This is a genomic window from Roseovarius sp. (genome assembly GCF_027019125.1).
Taxonomy (GTDB): domain Bacteria; phylum Pseudomonadota; class Alphaproteobacteria; order Rhodobacterales; family Rhodobacteraceae; genus Roseovarius.
Map to the genome: position 1 here is coordinate 1 of NZ_JALUXE010000018.1, position 14,137 is coordinate 14,137.

The following is a 14,137-nucleotide window of genomic DNA, read 5'->3' on the forward strand; positions in this document are numbered from 1 at the left end:
CATAGGCCCGGAACTCGCCGAAATACTTGGTGATCGCCGCCGTCAACGTCGTCTTGCCGTGGTCAACGTGACCGATCGTGCCGATGTTCACATGCGGCTTGTTACGTGCAAACTTTTCCTTTGCCATGGTTCTGGCTCCTTCTTGTGTCTGATGCGGTGCGCCGTGGCGCACCCTACGGGGGTGGTAGGGTGGGCAGATTGCCCACCGCCGTTATGCGTATTTCTTCTGGATCTCTTCCGAGATGTTGTGCGGCACCGGCTCGTAATGCGAGAATTGCATCGTGAACTGGGCGCGTCCCGAAGACATCGAGCGCAGCGTGTTGATATAGCCGAACATGTTGGCCAGCGGCACGTTGGCGTTGATCGCGATGGCATTGCCACGCTGATCCTGACCCGAAACCTGACCGCGCCGCGACGTCAAATCGCCGATGACGTTGCCGGTATACTCTTCGGGTGTCACCACCTCGACCTTCATGATCGGCTCGAGCAGTTTCGCCCCGGCTTTCTTCAGACCTTCGCGCATGCCCATCCGGCCCGCGATCTCGAACGCCATAACCGACGAGTCGACATCGTGGAACTTACCGTCGATCAAGGCGACCTTGAAGTCGATCACCGGGAACCCGGCGAGCGGACCGCTGTCCATCACCGAGCGGATACCCTTTTCGACGCCCGGGATATATTCCTTGGGCACGGCACCGCCGACGATCTTGCTCTCGAAGGTGAAGCCTTCGCCTGGCTCTGTCGGCGTGATGACCAGCTTGACCTCGGCGAACTGACCCGAACCACCCGACTGTTTCTTGTGGGTGTAGGTGTGCTCGACCTCATGGCTGATGGTTTCACGATAGGCCACCTGCGGCGCACCGATGTTGGCCTCGACCTTGAACTCGCGACGCAGACGGTCGACCAGAATGTCGAGATGCAGTTCGCCCATGCCCTTCATGATGGTCTGACCGGACTCGAGGTCGGTTTCGACGCGGAAGGAGGGATCTTCTGCTGCCAGACGGGCCAGACCCGCCGACATCTTTTCCTGGTCGCCCTTGGTCTTGGGCTCGACGGCAATCTCGATCACCGGATCGGGGAAGGTCATGGTTTCAAGCACGACCGGCTTGGCCGGATCACAGAGCGTGTCACCGGTGGTGGTCTCTTTCAGACCGGCCAGAGCGATGATGTCGCCGGCAAAGGCTTCTTCGATCTCTTCGCGGTTGATCGCGTGCATCATCATCATCCGGCCAACGCGCTCTTTCTTGCCTTTGGTCGAATTGAGCATCGCATCGCCCTTCTTCATCACGCCGGAATAGATGCGTGTGAAGGTCAGCGAGCCAACGAAGGGGTCGTTCATGATCTTGAACGCGAGCGCCGAGAAGGGCTCGGCATCATCGGCGTGACGCGCGATGTTCCGGGTCTCGGTCTCGTCATCCGGGCTGAAGCCCATGTAGGGCGGCACGTCGAGCGGCGACGGCAAGAAGTCGATCACGGCGTTCAGAAGCGGCTGCACACCCTTGTTCTTGAAGGCAGAGCCAACCAGAACCGGCACGAAGCTGAGCGACAGCGTGCCCTTGCGGATCAGCGCGCGCAGGGTCTCTTCATCGGGCTCTTTGCCTTCGAGATAGCCTTCCATCGCGTCGTCGTCCATTTCGACGGCGATCTCGATCAGGTTGGCGCGCCATTCGTCGGCCATGTCCTTGAGGTCGTCACGGATCGGCTGGCGAACCCAGGACGCGCCCAGATCTTCACCCTTCCAGACCCACTCTTCCATCTTGATCAGGTCGATGATGCCTTCGAGCTGGTCCTCGGCACCGATCGGCAGGGCCACGGGTGCGGGGGTCGCCCCGGTGCGGTCCTTGATCATCTTGACGCAGTTGAAGAAATCCGCGCCGATCTTGTCCATCTTGTTGACGAACACCAGACGCGGCACCTTGTAGCGGTCAGCCTGACGCCACACGGTTTCGGTCTGCGGCTCGACACCGGCGTTCCCGTCCAGCAGACAGATCGCGCCATCGAGAACCGCCAGCGAACGCTCGACTTCAATGGTAAAGTCGACGTGGCCGGGGGTGTCGATGATGTTGAAGCGGTATTTGGTATCCGACGTGCCCTCGGCGGTCGGATCTTCCTGGCGCTGCCAGAAGGTCGTGGTCGCAGCCGAGGTGATGGTGATACCGCGTTCCTGCTCCTGCTCCATCCAGTCCATCGTTGCGGCGCCGTCGTGGACTTCGCCGATCTTGTGGGACTTGCCGGTGTAGAACAGAATGCGTTCGGTGGTCGTGGTCTTGCCCGCATCGATGTGGGCCATGATCCCGAAGTTCCGGTAACGCTGGAGGGGATAGTCGCGTGCCATGTTTCAAATGCCTCTGAGGTTTACCAGCGGTAATGGCTGAACGCTTTGTTCGCGTCTGCCATCTTGTGGGTGTCTTCGCGCTTCTTCACGGCCGAACCGCGGCTCTGGACCGCATCGAGCAGTTCCCCTGCCAGACGCTCTTCCATGGTGTTCTCATTGCGCGAGCGCGACGCGTTGATCAGCCAGCGAATGGCAAGAGCTTCGCGACGCTCGGGGCGCACTTCGACGGGCACCTGATAGGTGGCACCACCGACGCGGCGCGAGCGCACTTCGACCGACGGCTTGATGTTGTCGAGCGCTTCGTGGAACACTTCCACGGGCGCGCGCTTGATCTTGCCCTCGACGCGCTCGAGCGCGTTGTAGACGATCGCTTCGGCGACGGATTTCTTGCCGTCGATCATCAGGTTGTTCATGAACTTGGTCAGAACCCGATCGCCATACTTGGCGTCGGGCAGGACTTCGCGTTTTTCTGCGGCGTGACGACGAGACATCTGTGATTCCTCTTACTTCGGACGCTTCGCGCCATATTTCGAACGGCGCTGCTTACGATCCTTGACGCCTTGCGTATCGAGCACGCCGCGCAGGATGTGGTAACGCACACCGGGAAGGTCTTTTACACGGCCGCCACGGATCAGAACCACAGAGTGCTCCTGAAGGTTGTGGCTCTCGCCGGGGATGTAGCTGATGACCTCGAAGCCATTGGTCAGGCGCACCTTGGCAACCTTACGCATGGCCGAGTTCGGCTTCTTCGGCGTCGTTGTATAGACGCGCGTGCAAACGCCACGCTTCTGCGGGCAGCCCTGAAGATGCTGTGACTTGGTGGTTCTGACTTTCGGCTGCCGCGGCTTGCGGATCAGCTGTTGGATCGTTGGCATTCCGGTTCTTTCCCCGTCTCTCAACACATGTGTCTGCACAAGGACCAGCCCCATGCGGTTAATCAAAAGCGAATCGCGCGTCCGCAATACGCAAAGACCGCAATCGCACCCTGCATTCCGGGTCCGACGCGGTGGGTTTCCAGAGGATCGGGGCGCATTCGCCCGGATCTTGACCACTACAGTTCTGATACAGGCGACGGGGCGACCCCCTCAGCCATGGATGGGGCGCGTATAGGGGGAGTCGCGGGGGTTGTCAACAGGTCCGGACTTGCGTTCACCACGGGCCAATGCCACAGTCGTTCCAAGCAATTCAAGGCATGCGGCGCAGGATGGAGAATGCAAATTCGCAGGTGATCGGCCTGTGCCGGTTTTCCTATCCAGCCCTCGGTGGGTTTCAGGTCGAACATACCGAAACCGCAGAGCGCGAGGCGTATTTATACGCCCCCGAACGCATGCAGGAACGCTTTCGCCTGTTCGAGCAGTTTACCCTGCCTCCCTTGCGCGCGCAGACCGATCCGGATTTTACCTTGCTGGTGGTCATCGGCCCCAACATGCCCCGGCGCGATCACGAGCGGCTGATGGACAATCTCGCGTCGCTGCCACAGGCCCGCGTCGTGACCCGCGAACCGGGGCGGCATCGTGACGTGATGCGCGAGGTCATCAACGCAGCCGTTCTCGACAGCGATCAGCCATCCCTCCAATTCCGCATGGATGATGATGATGCGGTCTCTGTCCGCTTTGTCGAACGCCTGCGCAAACTGGCCCAGGCCGCGCGTGGCCTCTTGCGCAGCAACCGCCATGTCGCGATTGATTTTGTCAACGGTTTTGTCGCCACCCCCACACCCGAGGGTATCATGGCCTCGGCCACATTCCAGCATATGTGGACCCCGGCCCTCGCCCTCTCTGTTCGCCCCGGGGTGCGCCATACGATCATGAACTATTCCCACGCGCGCCTCTGGCAGAACATGCCCACCCTCTCTTGGCCCGAGGAACCGATGTTCGTGCGCGGGCACAACGGCTATAATGACTCGCGCCAAAAGGAAGGGGTGCGCATGCCCAAGCTCTCGTTGCTCGATGCCGAAGGCGAGGCACTCTTTCGCGATCATTTTCACATCGACGCGGACCGGGTCCGCGCGAGCTTTCGCTAGGGGACCGCAACAGATGCGTGTGATCGGGATTTGCCGGTTTTCATATCCCGCCCTGGGCGGCTTCAAACGCATGCATGACACGGTCGAGGAGCGCGAGGCCTATCTCTATGCCCCCGCCCGGATGGAACTGCGGTTTCGCCATTTCGAATGCCTGACCCTGCCCTCCATCGCGGCGCAGCAGAACCCCGATTTCACCTTTCTCGTGATGATCGGACAGAATATGCCCAAACCCTATCTGGAGCGCCTGCATGATCTGACCGCCCCGGTGCCGCAGATCAAGATCATCGAAAGCGAACCGATGAAGCATCGCCTTGCCATGCAACTGGCGATCAAGGAGGAACTGGGCGACGATACCGACCTCTCCATGCAATTCCGCCTCGATGATGACGATGCGGTCGGTCTCGGCTTTGTGCGTAGCCTGCGCTGGTTCGAGAAACACACCCGCACCATGCGCAAGAGCTGGCGCTACATGGCCATCGACTATAACCGTGGCTATTCCGTCACCCTGTCAGAACGCGGGATCGTCGCCGAAGAACTGCAAGCCCCGTTTTGGGCCTGCGGCCTTGCCGTGCTCTTTCGCCCCGGCGATCCGATGACCGTGATGAACTTTGGCCATCACAAGCTGCATTTCGACATGCCCACGCTGATCCAGCCCGGCCCGCATATGTATCTGCGCGCCAAACATGCCGATAACGACTCTCACGCCAAATACAAAACCGGCCCGATGCACCCGATTGATGCCCGCGAAGCTGCCTTTTTCAAGTCTCAGTTCAACGTGGACGAGGACCAAGTGAAAGCTGTTTTTTCAAATTCGCCTTGGCCCGCCGGTTGATCTGCGCCTCGCGGTACAGCGTAAAGAGCCCGCTGGCCACCACGATTGCCGCCCCGACCAAGGTCAGCGTCTGCGGCCAGTCGCCGAACACCAACCACCCCAGAATCAAGGCCCAAATCAGGCTGGTGTACCGAAACGGTGCCACGAAACTGATCTCGCCAACCCGCATCACCATGATTGAAAACAGATAGCCGCCGATGATCATCACCGCCGCGCCACAGATCAACAGCGCGGCCTGCCCATCGAGCGCGACCCACTCGCCTGTCAGGCTTCCCAGACCGAAGAAGGCCATGATGAAAAACGAGTTGAACAGCGTCACCAGCATCGAAGGCACATCGCGCGACAACCGCCGTGTGGCCAGATCGCGCAGCGTGACAAAGGCCACCGCCGCCAATCCGTAGACCGAATAGATGTTGAACCCTTCGGTGCCTGGCCGCACGATCAGCATCACGCCGACAAACCCGGCCAAGATCGCCGCCATCCGCCGCCAGCCCACCGGCTCGCGGAAAAAAAGCGCGGCGGCCAATGTCAGCGTCAGCGGCAAGGCCTGCATGATCGCGCTGATATTGGCCAGCGGCATATGGTAGAGAGCCGAGACAAAGAAATAGGCCGATCCGATTTCGCCCACCAGACGCCAGAACACCGGCCCCCAATCCTCGCGCGGCAAATGCCGCTTGAGCGCGCCCATCTTCCACGCGATCAGCGCAACAAGGATCGTCGTCACCACCCCGCGCAGAAACATCACCTGAAAGAGCGGAACCTGCCCGGCCAGCCCCTTGATCATGGCATCGTTCAGCGTGAACGCGGCCATTGACCCCATCATCAGAAGGGCACCGGTCAGATTGTCGGAGCGGGGCATGATGTGCCTGTTATTTAATCCTGTCGCCCGCGCATTAGACGCGGATCACCAGCGGGCGCAAGGGGGCGCTAGGTGGATCACGCGGCCAAGGCGGCGTGCAGCGCCCCATGCAACAGCGGGTTTGCCGCCAGCACGCCATCGACCATCGGCACCGGATTGTTGAACCGGAGCGGCACGGCGCGGCGGTCCGATGTGACCGCCCCCGCCTCGCGCAGGATCAGATCGCCCGCCGCAATGTCCCATTCCCATGATGGGCGCAGGGTCATCATCGCGTCATACCGCCCCTCGGCCACAAGGCTCAGGCGATAGGCCAGCGAGGGGCGAAAGGCACGGGCGACCTCGGGCACGCGGCCCCCCCGCCAATTCTCGGGCGCGTAATTGGGCTTGGCCGCCAATATCGACGCACCCGCCAGATCCGCCCGCGCCGTTGCCCGGATCGGAACACCGTTCAGCGTGGCCCCCTGCCCTGCGGCGGCGGCATAGAGCTTGTCGCGCATCGGCAGATAGACCACGGCGGCGATCACCACGCCGCCCTTGGCCACCGCCAAGGAATGGGCCCAACTGTCGCTGCCTTCGATGAAACTGCGCGTGCCGTCGATAGGATCGACGATGAACACCCGCTCCGCCTCCAGCCGCGCGGCTGTATCCTCGGTCTCTTCCGACAACCAGCCATAGCCGGGCCGCGCCGCGCGCAAGCGCTCGAGCAGCATGGCATTGACCGCCAGATCCGCCGCCGTCACCGGCCCGGCACCCCCCGGTTTGTCCTGCATGTCGAGCGGCCCGCCAACATAGCCCGTGGCAATGCGCCCCGCCGCATAGGCGGCCTCGGTCAAGAGCGCCAGATCATTCCCCGGCAAGCGTCAACCCCTCGACCAGCAGCGATGGCACCACCCGGCCGACATGCAGCCGCGCATCATTGGCCGGGATCATCCGGCGCAGCATCTCGGGGAGGCTTCCCGCGATGGTGCATTCGTTGACCGGATAGGCAATCTCGCCCTTCTCGACCCAGAACCCCGCCGCGCCCCGCGAATAGTCGCCTGTGTTGGGATTGATGGTAGAGCCGATCATCGACGTCACCAAGAGGCCCGTGCCCATCTCGCGGATCAGATCCTCCCGGCTCTGCGTGCCTTGGGTGAGCGCGATGTTCCACGTCCCCGGCGAGGGCGCGGAAGACGTGCCGCGCGTGGCATTGGCCGTGCTCTGCATCCCCAGCTTGCGCGCCGTGGCCAGATCGAGCGTCCAGCCCATCAGCACGCCATCCTGCACAATCGCCCGCTTGGCGGTCGGCAGCCCCTCGGCATCAAACGGGCGCGATCCGCTCACGCGCGGACCGTGCGGATCCTCCAGCACCGACAGCGCCTCGGGCAGCACCTGCTCGCCCAAACGCCCCCGCAGCCAGGACGACCCCCGCGCCACCGACGCCCCGTTGGCCGCCGCCAGCAGATGCCCGATCAAAGACCCGGAAATGCGCTCGTCGAACAGCACCGGATAGGCCCCGGTGCGCGGGCGACGCGCGCCCAGACGTTCCACCGCGCGCAGACCGGCCCTTTGCCCGATGTCCGACGCATCCCGCAAATCGCTGGCGAAAATCCGGCTGTCGCCATCATAATCGCGCTCCATCCCGGTGCCCGATCCGGCGATCGCCACGCAGGAAACCCCTGTTTCGCTGCGCGCGTAACCGCCCGAAAACCCGTTGCTCGCCGCGATATGCACGGCCCGGTGGCTATAGCCCGCCGTCGCCGATTGCACCTGGGTCACACCGGACACAGCCAAGGCCGCCGCTTCCGCCTCTTGCGCCATGCCCGCCAGGGCATCGGGTGCGGGCTCAGGCGCCGGATCACACAGTTCCAGCGCCGCCACATCCCAATCTTTCGCCAATTGCCCCGGCTCGGCCAGCCCGGCATAGGGATCAACCGGCGCTTCCCGCGCCATCGCGACCGCCCGCTCGGCCAGTGCCGCAATCGTCGCGGCCCCGGTATCCGAGGCCGACACGCTTGCCTGTCGCCCGCCGATCAGAACGCGCAGACCGATGTCCACACCCTCGGCGCGCTCTGCCTGCTCCAGCTTGCCACCGCGCATGTCGATTGTGGTCGACTGCCCGCGCAGGGCAATGGCATCCGCCGCCTCGGCCCCTGCCTTCAGGGCCGCGTCAATCAACGCATGGGTCAATTCATCGAGCGCTTTCGCCATCGGCATCTCCTTGTTGCCGCCCTGAGGTAGACCGCCACCCCCTCACGCGCAAGCCCGCGACGAAGCAAAAGGCCACGCGCCTGCGCCCGTGGCCCTGTCTTGCCGCTCATCTCCGCGTTATTTCAGGCGTTGCCCATTGGCCAGCACCTGACCTTCCTCGGTCACTTCGATGCGCGAGGTCAGTTCATCCTCGCCGCTGCCGGCGCGCGCGAACATACCCGCCATCATACGCACCATCATCGCCTGATCCTCGGCCACGAATCCCATCCCGATCAGCTTGTCCAGAAGGCCATTGCCCCCCACCAACCGCAGATCAATCGCGCCTTCCGGGGCTGGCACCCCGTCAAAGCTGGTCAGGTCCGTCTGATCAAAGGTAAACGCCCCCGCCCCGGTCAGCTTGGCCCCCGCAAGATCGACCGTCAGGTCATTGAGCACGACGCTCTCGATCTCGCCGGGCACCTCGTCCCCCTCTTCCAGCTTGGCCATCTGCGCAGGGTCCAGCAGGTCGTAAAAGAGCCGCCCCTTCCCCGACACATCAACGCTGATCGTGGCCGGATCACGCGGCAATTGCGCGCCCGGATCGAACATGGCCCAGATTGCATCGGCCATGGTGAATCCCCCGAACTCGAGCGCCAAGGCAAAGTCCTGCGCCGCGTCGCTTTTGACCACGGGCATCGCGAAATCGAACCCCATACGCGCCATCTCGGCCGTCACGGGAAAGGGCAGCCCGCTTCCGGCCAGGGCAATGCTGACGTCGCGCCCCTCGCCGCCATAGCGCAGACCATCCGGCCCCATGCCCACCTGCAGGGTTCCGGATGCCGAGCTCTGGGTGCCTTCGACCTCGTCATCGTCATTGGTCAGCCTGTAGGATGTGTTGCCCTCTTCATAGGCGATCTGACTGTTCACCCGAAAACCTGCGCGCAGCGCGGCGGCCATGTCGCTGGTGTCCACGCCATCGACGATATCGCCATTCCCGGTCATGCTGAGCCGCGCCATCGTGCCGTTGACCCGGGCACGCCCCCCTTCTTCGGGGTCGGTAAAATCAATCGCATAGGCCACGGGACCGGCGGTCATCTCTTGGGTGACCGCGCGCGTGGCCCCGTCCAGCGTGCTCTGATGCCGCCCGGCCATATCGAGCATGCGAACCTCGGCGACCCCGATCTCGACCGTCTGCGCACCGGCAACGACATCATCCAGCGTCATCGCCACCTCTTGCGCGGTGTAATCATAGGTCATTGCACTGGCATCGCCGGTCACAAGCATCTCCATGCCCGTTTGCGCCACCTGCATGGTGACCGCAACCTGCTCGCCCGCCTCATCCTTGAGGTCCATCGCAATCGGCATGACCGCAGGCAGGATCACGGCCACCGATCCGTCGCCTTGTTCGACCAGTTGCATCTCGCCCATGCGCACCTCGACGGTGCCACCCTCTTCGGGCACCTCCATCCGCATCGCCAGATCGCGGATCGTCAGCGTATCGCCCGCCTGCGCCGTCTCGGCGGTGACAGCATAGCCATTGCTTTCCAGATAGCTTTGCCAATCCTGCCAGACCTCTGCCGCAGTCAGATCGGCGAATCCGGCCGTCGCCGACAGGCAGAGCACAGAGGTCGAAGCGGCGAGCGTGCGGATATAGGACATGAAGAGCACCTTTTTGAAATCGGGGTTGCCGACAACTTCGGTTGTCACCGCCGCTTGGTCAAGGGATGATCTGACTGGAACTTGGCCAGCCCCGGCGTTAGGACAAGGGCATTCAAGAAGGGAAATACCATGGATATGCAGGGCAAATGCGTTCTCATCACAGGCGCCAGCAAGGGCATCGGCGCCGCCGCTGCGCGGGTTTTCGCCGCCGCCGGGGCGAATGTCGCGCTGGCGGCGCGCAATGGCGACGCAATTGCCGACCTCGCGGGCGAGATCGGCCACGCGGCCATCGCCATCCCCTGCGATGTCAGCCGCTTTTGGGAGATGGAGGCCGCCGTCGCCGCCTGCCACACCGCCTTTGGGCATCTCGATGTACTGATCAACAACGCCGGCGTGATCGAACCGATCACCGCCCTGTCCGAGGCTGATCCCGATGATTGGGCGCGCGCCATCGACGTGAACCTCAAGGGCGTGTTCAACGGCATGCGCGCCGCCCTGCCCGGCATGATCGCGCGCGGCGCAGGCACCATCCTCACCGTCAGTTCCGGCGCGGCCCATAACCCGCTTGAAGGCTGGAGCGCCTATTGCACCTCCAAGGCCGGAGCCGCGATGCTCACCCGCTGCGCCACCCTCGAAGCCGCCCCCGCGGGCATCCGCGTCATGGGCCTCTCGCCCGGCACGGTGGCCACCGACATGCAGCGCGAGATCAAGGCCAGCGGCGTCAATGCCGTCAGCCAGTTGGACTGGTCCAGCCATATCCCGGCCGATTGGCCCGCCCGCGCCCTGCTCTGGATGTGCGGCCCTGACGCTGCCGAGTTCGCCGGACAGGAAATCTCGCTGCGCGACGAGGCGATCCGCCGCCGGGTGGGCCTGATATGAGCGCGGATGCTCTGGTCACGCTCGAACGCGACGGCGGGCTCTGGATCGCGACCCTCAACCGCCCGGACAAGGCCAATGCCCTGACCGAGCCGATGCTCTCGGACCTCGCCGACATCGCAGAGGCCGCCCAAGAGGCCCGCGTGTTCGTGCTGACCGGAGCGGGCAAGGTGTTTTCCGCCGGCGCCGATCTGGACGCCGCGCGCGCCGGCCTCGCCACCAGCCCGGTCTGGGAACGCCTCTCGGGTGCCATTGCCGCCCTGCCCGGTCTCAGCATCGCCGCGCTTAACGGAACGGTCGCAGGCGGGGCCACAGGCATGGCGCTTGCCTGTGACATCCGCATCGCCGCCGAGGGCGCAGGCGCGTTCTACCCGGTGATGAAACTGGGCTTCCTGCCCCAACCCAGTGATCCCGCCCGCCTTGCCGCTCTGATCGGCCCGGCCCGCGCCAAGATGATCCTTCTGGCCGGGGCACGGCTCAGCACCCAAGAGGCGCTCGACTGGGGGCTGTTCGACCGTGTCGTCCCCGGCGACAGCCTGATGCAATCGGCCCGTGATCTGGCCGCTAACGCCCTCGCCGCGTCGCCCGATCACGCGGCGGCGCTCAAGGCGATGTGCCGCGCGGCGGAATGACCGCGCTCAGACCGGCATCGGAAACGGTCTGAGGATCGTATCCTTGCGCAGGTATAGCGGATGCTTGGCCGAACCGTCCTTGTTCAACCCCAGACACATCAGCGGCTTGCCCGTGGCGGCAATCTCGCGCAGCGCGTGCCGCACGATGCCCTGATAGCGCGCGTGAAGTTTCCCATAGGCCAGCACGACAAGCTCTGATTGCTCCGCCATGGCCACCAGCGCCGGGATGTTCGCGGCGCTGCACGCCACATCCGGCTCGCGCGGCAGGTCTTTGGGCGAGGTCGCCCGCCAATCCAGCATGTTGCCCTTGAAATAAAAGGAATATCCCCAATCCTTGGCAAACATCACCTCGCGGTGACAGGTCGGATCGGAGACTTCGGCACTGGCCACCGACGGGTTCATGCCCACAAAGAGCACCCGGCGCGGTGTCGCCCCTTCGGGTGTCCAATCCCGGCTCAGAACCTGACGGTATCGCCCACAGGCCGAGTATTCCGCCCCCCCCACCACACCATCGGGCAGGCGCAAGCGCACCTTGCCGCCCGGATCGTGCAGGTGATCCGGGGCACCACCATTCATTGGTTGAACACCCGGCTGGGGTGCAATTCCCCCGCCTTGTAGCGGCCCACGGCCACCGCCTTGCCGTCAATTGCAGCCCAGCATTCATCGCCATATTCAATGCCCGTCGCGATCACCATGCCGGGATTGCCATTGCGCAGACGCGTCGCCCCCTCGGGCGTGGCCGTGACCATGGGCAAATCGGCCAGCCCCTCTTCGAGCGGGCGCACATAGGCCTCCAATTCAGGGCTCTGCGCCATCCGGTCGATGTCCTCGATACTCAGGCCATCCTCGGCTTCGAACGGCCCCGACCAGACCCGCCGCAACCACGCCACATGGCCGTAACAACCCAGCTTCTCGCCCAGATCGCGCGCCACAGAGCGGACATACCCACCCTTGCCACAGGTCATTTCCAGAACCGCATGATCCGCATCTGGGCGGTCCACAAGCAGCAATTCCTCAACCCAGAGAGGCCGCGCCGCGACATCGAACTCTTCACCGTCGCGCGCCAGTTTATAGGCCCGCTGCCCGTCGATCTTGACGGCGGAATACTTGGGCGGCACCTGCATCACGTCGCCCACGAACCCGCCAAGCGCCGCCTTGATCTCTGCATCCGTCGGACGGTGATCGCTCTCGGCGATCACCTCGCCCTCGGTGTCATCGGTGTTGGTTGCCTGCCCGAGGCGTACGCAGAACGTGTACGCCTTGAGCGCATCGGTGATATGGGGCACCGTCTTGGTCGCCTCGCCAAGCGCCACCGCCAGCACGCCCGTCGCCTCGGGATCAAGCGTGCCCGCATGGCCCGCCTTTTGCGCCTGCAACGCCCATTTCACCTTGTTGACCACGGCGGTCGAGGTCATGCCAGCGGGCTTGTCCACCACCAGCCACCCCGAAATCTCGCGCCCCTTGCGTTTGCGTGCCATGCCCGGCCCTTTGCCTGTTGCCTAAGCCCGCAGCGCCTAATCCACTGCCGTGCCCGCGTCAATCACCGCGCCCACCATCGGCCCCAAAGGAAAGCCGATGTCAGAGCGCCCAAGCGCGGGCGCATAGAGGCGCGAGACCTTGCCGTCGAAATAGAGCGCCTGACGCAGTTTCAGATGATCGCGGAAAAATCGCCCGAACGTATGGAAATTCACCGCCCGATCCGAAATCACGAAGAACGCCCGCCGTCCGTCCCGGGACGTGCCCACGCCGTTGCGGATATAGAGACTGTCGCTATCCTTCAGAAACCTTGGATGCAGCGCGCCATCAATGACCAGCATCGGGCCCGATTGGCTGGCATCCCGACAGCGCGGGCGCTCGCGCTCGAAACGCAAGGTCTCGATCACATCGGCGCGGCCCTCGCGGATGCAGAAAACCCCGTTGGGCAAGAGGCCGAAATTGCCGGGACCATCGCGAGTGACAAGGCCTCGCACCTCTTGGCCCGCCTCCACGTAGAGGCCCACCGGGCTGCGATCCGCATGATACATGCCCGCATTCATCGCAAAGACCAATGCCTTGCCCTCGGCCTTTACCTGGTCCTCGATGGCCCCGAAACTGCCCAAGGGTGTCCCGGCCTCGGCGTCGTTGAGGAAAAGCCGCAGATCGTCGCGCGCCATGTCAACGGCACACACGGTGTAGCTTTCGCCTTCAAACCGTTCGCCACGGCATTCGGCCGCCTGAACGGCACCAGAGCCAAAAGCCACGGCAAGCAAGATCCAGAGTCTAGCTTTCCACATCCCGGCGCACCGTGTCCTGGTCAAAGAGGCGTCGCGTCTCATCCATCTGATCGAATGTCTCATCCAGCCGAAAGCGCAGATCGGGCGCGTATTTCAGCCCCACCTTCTTGCCGATGATCCGCCGCAATTCATGCTTGTTGCGCGCCAGGAGCGCGATCAGATCGTCCTGCCCCTCGCCGCCCAACGGCATCACATAGGCGGTCGCAATCTTGAGGTCCGGCGAGGTGCGCACCTCGCCCACCGTCACGGAAATGCGGTTCAGATCGGGGTCGTGAATATCCCCCCGCATCAGAACCTCGGACAATGTCCGGCGGATCAACTCGCCCACGCGAAGCTGCCGTTGCGAAGGGCCGGGCCCGTCATGAAACTTGTTCTTTGCCATGTCCCGCATCTAATCGCTTGGACAGGCATTTCCAAGCACAGAAATCCGCCCGGCTTGTTCTGGGCCGAAATACTCCTGTGCCGCCCTCGCCCTGCCC

At 63.6% G+C, this 14,137-nt stretch carries 16 protein-coding genes; 4 read left to right on the forward strand and 12 right to left on the reverse strand.

Annotation, left to right across the window (positions count from 1 at the left end; genetic code table 11):
- From MVC20_RS06970 to rpsL, 4 genes are all read right to left on the reverse strand, one after another.
- Positions 1 to 127 (reverse strand): GTP-binding protein (locus tag MVC20_RS06970; protein WP_297539853.1); only part of this gene is annotated, 127 nt, incomplete at its 3' end.
- Positions 128 to 211: 84 nt separating this feature from the next.
- Entirely contained in the window at positions 212 to 2,335 is a 2,124-nt protein-coding gene (gene fusA / locus MVC20_RS06975) for an elongation factor G (protein WP_297539742.1), read from the reverse strand.
- A 20-nt stretch (positions 2,336 to 2,355) separates the two neighbouring features.
- Positions 2,356 to 2,826 carry a 30S ribosomal protein S7 gene (rpsG, locus tag MVC20_RS06980; protein ID WP_297539744.1) on the reverse strand — a complete coding sequence of 157 codons (471 nt, stop codon included), beginning with the start codon at positions 2,824 to 2,826 and terminating at the stop codon, positions 2,356 to 2,358.
- A 12-nt stretch (positions 2,827 to 2,838) separates the two neighbouring features.
- Entirely contained in the window at positions 2,839 to 3,210 is a 372-nt protein-coding gene (gene rpsL, locus MVC20_RS06985) for a 30S ribosomal protein S12 (RefSeq protein WP_008281863.1), read from the reverse strand.
- Between the two features lie 329 nt (positions 3,211 to 3,539).
- Here rpsL and MVC20_RS06990 point away from each other — a divergent pair, with 329 nt between their 5' ends.
- Complete coding sequence (locus MVC20_RS06990; RefSeq protein ID WP_297539747.1) at positions 3,540 to 4,358, forward strand: putative rhamnosyl transferase; 819 nt, start codon at positions 3,540 to 3,542, stop codon at positions 4,356 to 4,358.
- A 13-nt stretch (positions 4,359 to 4,371) separates the two neighbouring features.
- On the forward strand, positions 4,372 to 5,190 hold the full coding sequence (locus MVC20_RS06995) for a glycosyltransferase (RefSeq protein ID WP_297539749.1): 819 nt from the start codon (positions 4,372 to 4,374) through the stop codon (positions 5,188 to 5,190).
- Here MVC20_RS06995 and MVC20_RS07000 read toward each other — a convergent pair.
- The 4 genes from MVC20_RS07000 to MVC20_RS07015 form a co-directional block, all read right to left on the reverse strand.
- Entirely contained in the window at positions 5,129 to 6,049 is a 921-nt protein-coding gene (locus MVC20_RS07000; RefSeq protein WP_297539751.1) for a DMT family transporter, read from the reverse strand. The genes MVC20_RS06995 and MVC20_RS07000 overlap by 62 nt on opposite strands.
- Before the next feature lie 77 nt (positions 6,050 to 6,126).
- Positions 6,127 to 6,906, reverse strand: coding sequence for a 3'(2'),5'-bisphosphate nucleotidase CysQ (locus MVC20_RS07005; protein WP_297539753.1), 780 nt, complete (start codon positions 6,904 to 6,906; stop codon positions 6,127 to 6,129).
- On the reverse strand, positions 6,893 to 8,239 hold the full coding sequence (locus MVC20_RS07010; RefSeq protein WP_297539754.1) for a TldD/PmbA family protein: 1,347 nt from the start codon (positions 8,237 to 8,239) through the stop codon (positions 6,893 to 6,895). Before MVC20_RS07010 ends, MVC20_RS07005 begins: the two co-directional genes overlap by 14 nt.
- Positions 8,240 to 8,356: 117 nt before the next feature.
- Positions 8,357 to 9,925 (reverse strand): DUF2125 domain-containing protein, encoded by a 1,569-nt coding sequence (locus MVC20_RS07015; RefSeq protein WP_297539756.1) that lies wholly within the window; start codon positions 9,923 to 9,925, stop codon positions 8,357 to 8,359.
- 81 nt (positions 9,926 to 10,006) lie between these two features.
- Between MVC20_RS07015 and MVC20_RS07020 the strand changes: the two genes are divergently transcribed.
- Both MVC20_RS07020 and MVC20_RS07025 read left to right on the forward strand, forming a co-directional pair.
- Entirely contained in the window at positions 10,007 to 10,756 is a 750-nt protein-coding gene (locus MVC20_RS07020; RefSeq protein WP_297539758.1) for an SDR family oxidoreductase, read from the forward strand.
- Positions 10,753 to 11,385: an enoyl-CoA hydratase/isomerase family protein gene (locus MVC20_RS07025; protein ID WP_297539760.1), complete on the forward strand. Its 633-nt coding sequence runs from the start codon at positions 10,753 to 10,755 to the stop codon at positions 11,383 to 11,385. Before MVC20_RS07020 ends, MVC20_RS07025 begins: the two co-directional genes overlap by 4 nt.
- Before the next feature lie 6 nt (positions 11,386 to 11,391).
- Here MVC20_RS07025 and MVC20_RS07030 read toward each other — a convergent pair whose 3' ends face one another.
- The 4 genes from MVC20_RS07030 to rbfA are packed head-to-tail and all read right to left on the reverse strand — an operon-like array spanning position 11,392 to position 14,040.
- Positions 11,392 to 11,961, reverse strand: a complete 570-nt coding sequence (locus MVC20_RS07030; RefSeq protein WP_297539762.1) for a DUF1643 domain-containing protein — start codon at positions 11,959 to 11,961, stop codon at positions 11,392 to 11,394.
- A complete protein-coding gene (gene truB / locus MVC20_RS07035) occupies positions 11,958 to 12,863 on the reverse strand; it encodes a tRNA pseudouridine(55) synthase TruB (protein WP_297539764.1) in 906 nt (301 codons plus the stop codon). Before truB ends, MVC20_RS07030 begins: the two co-directional genes overlap by 4 nt.
- Positions 12,864 to 12,899: 36 nt before the next feature.
- Positions 12,900 to 13,658, reverse strand: a complete 759-nt coding sequence (locus MVC20_RS07040; RefSeq protein WP_297539765.1) for a phosphodiester glycosidase family protein — start codon at positions 13,656 to 13,658, stop codon at positions 12,900 to 12,902.
- Entirely contained in the window at positions 13,645 to 14,040 is a 396-nt protein-coding gene (rbfA, locus tag MVC20_RS07045; protein WP_297539767.1) for a 30S ribosome-binding factor RbfA, read from the reverse strand. The genes MVC20_RS07040 and rbfA overlap by 14 nt, the downstream gene beginning before the upstream one ends.
- Between the last annotated feature and the right edge of the window lie 97 nt (positions 14,041 to 14,137).